Source organism: Thiorhodococcus mannitoliphagus, from assembly GCF_010915725.1.
In the GTDB taxonomy this organism is placed as follows: Bacteria; Pseudomonadota; Gammaproteobacteria; order Chromatiales; family Chromatiaceae; genus Thiorhodococcus; species Thiorhodococcus mannitoliphagus.
Window position 1 is genome coordinate 82,217 of sequence record NZ_JAAIJR010000005.1, and the last position, 10,026, is coordinate 92,242.

Consider the following 10,026-nt stretch of genomic DNA (forward strand, 5'->3'; position numbering starts at 1 on the left):
CATGCCAGGCCGAAATGCCGTAGGTTGTCAGCCAGCCGCGCTGAACCAGATCCTCCAATACCTCCATGCATTGAGCGAAAGCCTGATGGCAGGCCGTTTGACCATCCGCTAGACACAAGGCATCAAGGTTGAGTCCCCTCCGAAAAGCCCCCTAAAGCTGCCGACGCCGAGCCGAGGGCTGTGGCTGGTAGAATAGCGTCGTGCACCCAAAGCCTCAGCTGAGTCCGTCCAGACGATGTTCCGAGCCAGTCCTGACAGCAGCCAGATCGATCTCCTCAGCAACGTCGAGCAATGTCTGCGCTCTGCGCGCGCGACCAGGAGAAGCTGAACGATCCAACCGCCTGGCAGAACGTCTTCCTCGATCAGGTCGTCAAACACGTCCCAGCCGAGGAGCGTTTTGCCGAGCTGTGCGATGACGCGACGGGTCGCCCGAACGCGCCGCTGCGCCTGCTCTTGGGGATGCTGATCCTCAAGAAGGACTTCGGCTGGAGTGACGAGGAGTTATTCGAGGCGGTCCACTTCAACCTGCTGGTGCGCCGCGCTCTGGGGCTGCCCAATCTCACCGACGAGGTTCCGGTCGAGTCGAACCTAGGAGCCTGTCCGACTTGGGGGGATCGAAGCGAGGAAGTGGGAGAGCGAGGCCATTTCGTTCCGGTTTTGAGGCGCATAGTGGTTCTATGTAACGAAAAAGCGGGGCGAAAGGGACCGTTCTCCCGATTCCGCAGCCGATTCATCCTAAGTCGGACAGGCTCCTAGGGTGCGACATTGCAGTACCCTGGCAGCCTCGGGTCGACAGGTTGCAGCAAACACCTATGGTGTATATCACCGCATCGGCATATCAATGGCCGTAGCGATTGGTTCGCAGCTGTGAATCCATGCGACGGGAGCGGCGTAACGCGGCGGAAGAGTAGCTCCTCGTTGATCACACGACGAAGAGTGAGTGGTACTCCAGTCGGACTTGGGCACAGGCAGAGATCGCAAAGGATCTGAAATGGACATGCAACGCGCACTCGCCCCAGGGGCGCGTGTCACCATCCGCGACGAAGACTGGGTCATCCGCCGCCTCGATTTGAGCGACGACGGTGGCTATGCCTTGACCTGTGACGGGTTGTCGGAGCTGGTCCGGGGCACCTCGGCCATCTTCCTCGACCGGCTCGAGGACGACATCCAAGTCCACGACCCCGCCCAGACCGAGCTGTTCCAGGACTTGAGCGACTACTTCACCGACAGCCTGCTCTATCTGGAGAGTCAGCGTCTGCGCACGGTCGCCAACGACCAGCAGATTCACCGCGCCCACCAAGCGGTCATGAAGGCCGCCGACTACCAGCGCCTCCCGGCGGAAAAGGGGCTCAAACAGGCCCGCACCCGCCTCCTGATCGCCGATGGCGTCGGTCTGGGTAAAACGCTCGAAGCCGCCATGCTGGCGACCGAGCTGGACATTCGCGGGCGCGGTCGTCGCATCCTGGTGGTGACCCAGAAGAGCATGCTGACCCAGTTCCAGAAGGAGTGGTGGTCGCGCTTCACCATCCCCTTGGTGCGCCTGGACTCCGCCGGCATCCAGCGCATCCGCAACACCATCCCATCCGGGCACAACCCCTTCAATTACTACGACAAGACCATCATCTCGATGGACACCCTGAAGGGGAACAACGAGTACCGCGACTATCTCAACAAGTCTCGCTGGGACATCATCGTCATCGACGAGTGCCACAACGTCGCCGTGCGCAAGAGCGACTCGGGCTCCTCGCTGCGGGCGCGGCTGGCCAAGAACCTCGCCACCAAGTCCGACACCCTGATCCTGCTCTCCGCCACGCCCCACGACGGCTCGGCCAACAGCTTTGCCTCCCTGATCTGGCTGTTGGATCCCACCGCTATCTCCGATCCGGATGACTACAGCCGCGCCGACCTGGATCGCAAGGATCTCTTCGTGCGCCGGTTCAAGAAGGACATCAAGGGCCAGGCAGAGGGCCAGTTCCCGGAGCCGGTGACCCGCCGCCTGTCAGCCCGGGCCACGCCGCAGGAAGAGGCAGCCTTCCAAGCGGTGCTGGAGATCCCCTTCACACAGAAGGGCGCGCGCGCGGGGGGCAGGCAGGGCGAACTGCAGCGTGTCGGCCTGCAGAAGGCCCTGTTCTCCAGCCCCGCCGCCGCCAGCAGCTACGCCCGCAACCGCATCGACAAGCTGCGACGCGGACTCGCACCGTCAGCGGCGGAGACCGCCGAGATCGATGCCTTCGAGGACTTCGCGCGGCAGTTGGAGGCCATCACCCCGGAGCGCTTCAGCAAGTACCAGCGGCTGCTCGCCGCGCTGCGTGACCCCAAGGCCCAATGGACCGGCCAGGATAGCAACGACCGGTTGGTGATCTTCTCCGAGCGCATCGAGACCCTGAAGTGGCTCATGGCCAGGCTCCCGGGCGACCTGCGCCTCAAGCAAGATGCCTTCACCATCCTGGATGGGAGTCTCTCGGACATCGACCAGCAGGAGATCGTCGAGCGCTTCGGCCAGGAGCATGACCCGCTGCGGGTACTGTTGTGCTCCGATGTCGCCTCGGAAGGGCTGAATCTGCACTACTTCTGTCATCGGCTGGTGCACTTCGACCTGCCCTGGTCGCCCATGGTCTTCCAGCAGCGTAACGGCCGGGTGGACCGTTTTGGTCAGGCGCGCACGCCGTGCATCGACTATCTGCTCACCGAATCCCGGATCGAGACGGTCAAGGGCGACCTGCGCGTCATCGAGGTTCTGGTCCGCAAGGACGAGCAGATCAGCCGCAATATCGGTGATCCGGCCTCTCTCCTGCACAAGCACAGCATCGAGGAGGAGGAACGCGTGGTCGCCGAGGCCCTGGCCAGCGGCATGAGCGCCGAGCAGTTCGAGCGCGAGTGCATCGACGGGGTCACGGCGGACGACGACGAGGATGACTGGGAAGCGGCCCTCTTCGGCGCGGTTCAAGAGCCATCCCCGGTCCCTGTCCAGGTGGAGCCCCATCGTTTCTTTACGGATGTCTACGCCTTCGCCAAGCAGGCCATCAGCCGTATCCCCGAAGCGGAGGGCTATCGCATCGACGACCAGGCCCGCCTGCTCCGGCTCACCCCGCCCGCCGATCTGCGCCGACGATTGCGCCGCCAACTGCCCGCCGAGGTCCTGCGCGAGACCGACGAGTATGTGCTTTCCGCCCAAGTCGGCCTGGTCGAGGAGTCCATTCAGCGTGCCCGCGAACAGGACCGTCAAGGCGCCGAATGGCCCGACATCCAGTACCTCTGGCCCCAGCACCCGATCTGCCAATGGCTGATCGACCGCGTGATCGGCAACGTCGGCCGCCGGCGCGCCCCGGTCATCACCAGCACCAAGCTCGCACCCGGCGAATGCGCCTTCCTGATGCTGGGCCTGATCCCCAACCGCAAGGGTCAGCCCTTGATCGCCGAGTGGAAGGCGGTGGTCCGTCAGGGGAAGGCCGGCTATACGGTCGAGGACTTCGACGCCTTCTGCGCCCGCGCCGGCATCCGCGAGCGCGGCCTGCCCAATGCCAAGCGCCCCCTGGATCTCGCGGCGCTGCAGCAGGCCCTGGGCGAGGCCGTGGCCACCATGCAGCGTTTCGTGGAGGATCAGGTCGCGGCCTTCAGCGCCGCGCGCGCCGAGGAGGTCAAGCACAAGCTCGCCGAGCTGGACGAGCTACGCGGCGCCCAGGAGCGGCAGTTGGAGCTGCGCCTGGAGCATCTGCTCGACACCGTCAAGGAGAGCCGCCGCGCACGCCGCCTGAAGGACATCGAGGACGTCTTCACCGAATACGGTCAATGGGTGAAGGACAGCCTTGAGGTCGAACCCGTGCCCTTCGTGCAGGTGCTCGCCGGTGTTATGGCTCCGCGCTGAATCATGACAAACGCTGTTGTCATGCCTAATATGGCCATCAATAGGACCAGGAGCTTTGTGCATGACTGAAACCTCGATCGCCGACGCCAAGATCCAGCTCACACGTCTCATTCACCAGGCGGAGCGAGGCGAAGCCGTCCACATCACGCGCTGCGGCAAACCGGTGGCGGTGCTGCTCTCGGAAGATGCTTACACCCGTTTGCGCCAAGGGCGGGGGCAAGCCCAACCAGACTTCTGGGACCTCATCACCAAAATGCGGGCCGATCCAGCATTCGAGCCTGTGGACTGGCCCAAGGACGAAGACGTCGGTCTTTGCGATGCGCGCGCCGTCGCCGCGATGCGGGCTTTTCCAAAGATCGTGGGCGTGAAGGCGGAAACCATCAGCGAATGGATCGCCGAGGGGCGCCGATGAGTCTCGTGCTCGATGCGTCGATGTCTCTGGCCTGGATCTTCGCTCGCGCCGACCCCGAGGAAAATGCGCTGGCTGATCGGCTGCTCGATGCGATCACGGAGCAACCGGCGCTGGTGCCAGTCTTATGGCATACCGAGATCGCCAATGCCTTGCTGGTCGCGGAGCGGCGCGACGTGGTGCGTGAGGCGCAGGTGATCGACTATCTGCAACGCCTCGCGCGCTTGCCGATCACGACCGACGCCGTCTCGGTCGCGAGCCGCCAGGAAGCCGTAATGGCGTTAGGCCGCGAGCATCGACTGACGGCCTACGACGCGACCTATCTCGAGCTGACCCTACGCACGGGATCCACCCTGGCGTCCTGTGATAGCAAACTCCTCGCCGCGGCACGCCAGGCGGGCGCAGCGCTCTACGGTTTGGCCTGACGATCGCATGGACACCACGGAAAAATTCGACGTCTTCCCCGGCATCGTCAACGAGCACGAGTTCTACAGCCACCACTTCTTCGCCCACGTCTTCCAGTCGCGCATCAAGGACTGGCTGCAACAGCGTGCCCAAGAAACGGAGGGCGGGGAGCCTCCCGCCAAGCGCCTGACCCGTCTCGCCGTGCCCTTCTTCCAGCGGCACGCCCGCTATCCCTGGGACGAGGGGTTCGCCGCCCAACTGGGTTGGCACCAGGCACTGCACCAGGATCTGCTGCGTGAGCTGGGCTTCGGCATCCAGCCTCGGGAGCTGGAATGGATCGGCGACCAGCCGCTGCCGATCTGGGCCCAGGTGGGAAAAGGCGCCGGCAAGACCGCCGCACTGCCCGAGGTCATCATCGTCCCCGCGTTCAATCCAGAGCAGAAGTCGCGGGGTGACGACCAGGCCATCGACCCGCTCGCGGCCACCCTCAGCCCCCGGCACTTCCGGATCGAGGAGATCCCGGCGGCCTACCTTGGTAAGGACAAGAAGACCCCGCGCCCCCTGGCCGAGCTGCTCTCCGATGCCCTGTTCGCCGCCGACCATCCGCCGCGCTTCGTCCTGGTGGTGGGCGAGACCGAATGGCTGCTGATCGACCGCTTCAAGTGGTCCGCCAACCGCTTTCTGCGCTTCGACCTGAGCGAGATCCTCGGCAAGAAGCCCGCCGCCACGCTCAACGCCTGTGTCGCCCTGCTGCACCGCGAGGCCCTCTGTCCGGACGGGGGGCCAGGAAGCAACGAAGGCTGTCTGCTCGACACCCTGGATGCCGAGTCCCACAAGCACGACGCCGGGGTCAGCGAGGATCTCAAGTACGCCCTGCGCGACGCCATCGAGCTGCTCGGCAACGCGGCGGCCAGCCAGCTCCGGGCGCAGGCCGTGGCGGGAAAGAAGGGCTTTTTTAGCGGCAAGGACCAGCTCGACGCCGGCGACCTCAGCACCGAGTGCGTGCGCCTGGTCTACCGCCTGATCTTCCTCTTCTACATCGAGGCGCGCCCCGAGCTGGGCTATGTGCCCATCAACAAGAGCGACGTCTACACGCGCGGCTACAGCCTGGAGCACCTGCGCGATCTCACCCTGACCGACCTGCACACCACCGAGGCGCAAAACGGTCACTATTTCGACAAGACGCTCAAGAAGCTCTTCGGCCTCATCGCCCAGGGCAACACCAACGTCCAACAGACGCTGATGGGCTCGGCCACGGTCAACGCCTTCGAGCTGGCCCCGCTCGACAGCCGCCTGTTCGACCCCGCGAGCACGCCGCTGCTCAACAAGGTGCGCTTCCCCAATCACATCTGGCAGGCCGTGCTGCGCGGGCTCTCCTTCGCCAAGGACCCCAAGACCCGCCGCACCCGCCGGGTGAGCTACCAGGCGCTCTCCATCAACCAGCTCGGCGCGGTCTACGAGTCCCTGCTGTCCTATCGCGGCTTCTTCGCCGCCGATGACCTTTACGAGGTGATGCCGGAGGCCAGCGCGCGTCTGGCCGAGACAGGCGACGATTCCGACAACGACAACGACAACGACAACGACAACGACAACGATAGCGACAGCGCCGACAAAGACTCTGGCGGCGAATACGGCGGCTCCACCGACCTGCTCGCCAACGGCTGGTTCGTCACCGAGGACCAGATCGGCGACTACAAGAACGGCGAGAAGGTCACCTTCATCAACGCCGAGGGCCGCAGACAGCTCCGGGTCTATCCCAAGGGCACCTTCATCTATCGCCTGGCCGGGCGCGACCGCCAAAAGAGCGCGAGTTACTACACCCCGCAGTCGCTGACCCAGTGTCTGGTCAAATACGCCCTGAAGGAGTTGCTCGCCGACAAGCACGCCGACGACATCCTGACCCTGCGCGTGCTGGAGCCGGCCATGGGCAGCGCCGCCTTCTTGAACGAGGCGGTCAATCAGCTCGCCCAAGCCTATCTGGAGCGCAAGCAGCAGGAGTTGAAGCGCCGCATCCCGCACGAGCAGTACGCCCAGGAGCTGCAGAAGGTGCGGATGCGCCTGGCCGACGGCAACGTCTTCGGCGTCGACCTCAACCCCATCGCCACCGAGCTGGCCGAGGTCAGCCTCTGGCTCAATGCCATCTATGGCGAGACCGACGCGAGCGGCCGCCCCAAGCCGGCGCGGGTGCCTTGGTTCGGCTACCAGTTGTTCAACGGCAACTCGCTGGTCGGCGCGCGGCCCCAGGTGTTTCGCGTCAGCCAGCTCCACGCGCCGAAGAACCTCAAGCGCGGCGGCAAGTCCGTCCCCAACCCCGAGTGCTGGCTCAACGTAGCCCCGCGCCGCGTCACGCCGGCCGAGCCGCGTCGGGATGACGAGATCTATCACTTCCTGCTGCCCGACGAGGGCATGTGCGACTACGCCAACAAGGCGGTCAAGGCGTACTTCGGCGAGGCGCTGGACCGGGTCAAGGTCTGGAAGAAGGGCTTGCTCGGGCGCTTCTCGGACATTGAGATCAAGCGCCTCAAACAGCTCAGCGCCCGGATCGACGCCCTCTGGCGGGAGCACGCCGCGCAACTCGCCAAGGACCGCGCCCGCACCGAGGACACACTCCCGGTCTGGCCGGACAGCGGCGAGGGCACCGTCACCAGCCGGGCCAGCAAGGAGGCCACCCGCAAGGCCGGGATGCTGAGCGAGGACGGCGACACGGCCACGCCCTACCGGCGTCTCAAGCTGGTGATGGACTACTGGTGCGCGCTCTGGTTCTGGCCCTTGGACAAGGCCCAGAGCCTGCCAAGCCGCACCCAGTGGATCACCGAGGTCGGCGCCATCCTCGACGGCAATGTCATGGAGATCGACGAGCAGACGGAGCTGGATCTGGCACCCGAGCCGGCCAAGGTGGAAGAGTTTGTCCTGGTGCCCGAGATCCAAGCGTCCCTGTTCGACGATCAGCCGGGCCAACTGCCGCTGGCGGCGCCCAGCGAGGACAAGACCCTGCACGACCGCTATGGCGAGCTGCGGATCAAGCGGCTGCGCGAGCACTTTCCGCGCGTCACTCAGGTCGAGGCCCTGGCGACCCGCTATCGGTTCTTCCACTGGGAGCTAAGTTTTGCCGACATCTTCCGCGAGGCGGGCGGTTTCGACCTGATCCTGGGGAATCCGCCCTGGCTCAAGGTGGAGTGGGAGGAGAAGGGCATCCTAGGCGAGGCGGATCCCAAGATCGCGATCCGTAAGCTGAGCGCCTCGGACCTGGCGCGGCGTCGGGCGGCCTTGTTCGATGAGTGGCCGGAGATGCGCGGGGCCTGGCTGGATGAGTTCTGTGAGCAGGCGGGGATGCAGGCGTTTTTGAATGCGGGGCAGAATTATCCGCTTTTGGAGGGGCAGAAAGCGAATCTATACAAGTGCTTTCTGCCGCAGGCGTGGATGTTGGCAAGTGCGCGAGGTGTGGCTGGATTTCTGCATCCGGAGGGGATTTATGACGATCCCAAAGGCGGGGCGTTTCGGGCGGCCGTTTATCCCAGGTTACGGGGGCATTTTCAGTTTCAGAACCAACGGATGCTGTTTCCCATTGGCCATAGGGTGAAATTCAGCATCAATCTCTATCGCTGTCAGTCTCGCCCTGATCCGAGCTTTGACAGCATTGCTAATCTCTTCGCCGCACGAACCATCGACGCCAGCTATCAGCATGACGGACAAGGGTCTGTTGGTGGGATCAAGGATGATGACGGTAAAGATTGGAATGAAACCGGTCACGCAAGCCGTGTTGTGCCTGTTGATCAAGACCGCCTCGCTTTGTTCGCCAAGCTCTACGATGAGGAAGGAACGCCAGCCTTGGCGGCTCGATTGCCGACATTGCACAGTGAAGAATTAGTCAGTGTATTGACGAAGTTCGCCGCCCAGCCGCGCCGGCTGAGCGATCTCAAGAGCGAGTATTACTCCACGCAGCATTGGAATGAGGTCATAAGTCAGCAAGACGGCACCATCCGCCGCGAGACCAGCTTCCCCGCCGATGCCGGCCAATGGGTGTTCTCCGGCCCGCATTTCTTCGTCGGCACACCCTTCTACAAGACGCCGCGCGCGGTCTGCACCGAGAAAGGTCATTACGACTGTCTCGACCTCACCGCCCTACCGGACGACTATCTGCCGCGCACCAACTATGTACCGGATTGCTCGCCAGCGGAGTATGCCGAGCGCACGCCGAGGGTGCCGTGGGTCGAAAGCAGTCGCTCCGATCCGGAGAGCGAGCAGGCCGCCGCAATAGCCAACTCGTCCGGCTCCTCCGGCGACTCTGATACCTCTGGCGCCTCTGGCTCCCACGCTCCAGCGTGGGAGCAAGTGCCGACGCTCCAGCGTCGCGAATCGGCGACGGGCCGCTGGAGCGGCCAAGACGGCATTCCCACGCGGAGCGTGGGAACGAGCGAGCGGGTAACGGGCTACTACCGTCTCGCGGCACGACGCGGCGCGCATCCCGCAGATGAGCGATCCGTGCGGATCGTCGTTCTCCCGCCTCATGTCGCTCATATCGACGGCGTCTTCTCAATTACCTTCCGCGAGACGGCCGTGATGCTCGACGCGGCCTCGTGTTGGGTCTCGTTGCCCTGCGATTTCTTCGCGCGCACCTCGGGCAAGAAGGACTTTCGCGAGGCAACGGCCGCCATGCTGCCAATCATGGAGCCGGATGCACGAAGAAACGCACGCTTCCTAGCGCTGGTTGCACTGACGACTCACTACGCCGATCTCTGGCAAAACTGCTGGACCGACACCTTCAATACCCAACGCTGGTCCATCGACCCAACCGACACAACCAATCCTTTGTGTCCTTCGCGCCTTTGTGGTGAAAAAGACTTCTTCCAAGACCTCACCCCCACCTGGCACCGCCACTGCGCTCTACGCACCGACTACGCCCGCCGCCAGGCCCTGGTCGAGATCGACGTCCTGGTCTCCCAAGCCCTCGGCCTGACCCTGGACGAGCTGCTGACCATCTATCGCGTCCAGTTCCCGGTGATGCGCCAATACGAGGCCGACACCTGGTACGACCAGACCGGGCGCATCGTCTTCACCCCGAGTAAGGGCCTGGTCGGCGTCGGCCTGCCGCGCAAGGCCCGGAAGGCGGACCTCAAGGCCGGCATCTCCTACGGCATCCACACCCCCGACCGGCAAGAGCAGGGCATCCCCCTGGGCTGGGAGGACGTGCGCGACCTGCCCGCCGGCTGCATCGTCACCAAGACCTTCCCCGACGACACCCTGCCCGGCGGCCCGGTCCAGCGCACCATTGCAGAACTCCTGACATACGCCCATTAACTCGCTGAAATGGTGTTATAATTCTGGCTTGAATCGATAAATAAATACG

Annotated in this window: 5 protein-coding genes; all 5 read left to right on the plus strand. The window is 64.1% G+C overall.

The annotated features are described in order from the left end of the window. Nucleotides 1–291 precede the first annotated feature (291 nt). The 5 genes from G3480_RS02540 (at nucleotide 292) to G3480_RS02560 (ending at nucleotide 9,977) form a co-directional block, all read left to right on the plus strand. Nucleotides 292–756, plus strand: coding sequence for a transposase (locus G3480_RS02540; RefSeq protein WP_164652099.1), 465 nt, complete (start codon nucleotides 292–294; stop codon nucleotides 754–756). A 241-nt stretch (nucleotides 757–997) separates the two neighbouring features. After that, entirely contained in the window at nucleotides 998–3,865 is a 2,868-nt protein-coding gene (locus G3480_RS02545) for a DEAD/DEAH box helicase (protein WP_164652100.1), read from the plus strand. Nucleotides 3,866–3,926: 61 nt separating this feature from the next. Beyond that, nucleotides 3,927–4,277, plus strand: coding sequence for a type II toxin-antitoxin system Phd/YefM family antitoxin (locus G3480_RS02550; protein WP_164652101.1), 351 nt, complete (start codon nucleotides 3,927–3,929; stop codon nucleotides 4,275–4,277). Then, on the plus strand, nucleotides 4,274–4,699 hold the full coding sequence (locus G3480_RS02555; protein WP_164652102.1) for a type II toxin-antitoxin system VapC family toxin: 426 nt from the start codon (nucleotides 4,274–4,276) through the stop codon (nucleotides 4,697–4,699). Before G3480_RS02550 ends, G3480_RS02555 begins: the two co-directional genes overlap by 4 nt. A 7-nt stretch (nucleotides 4,700–4,706) precedes the next feature. Then, nucleotides 4,707–9,977 (plus strand): Eco57I restriction-modification methylase domain-containing protein, encoded by a 5,271-nt coding sequence (locus G3480_RS02560; RefSeq protein ID WP_164652103.1) that lies wholly within the window; start codon nucleotides 4,707–4,709, stop codon nucleotides 9,975–9,977. Nucleotides 9,978–10,026 lie beyond the last annotated feature (49 nt).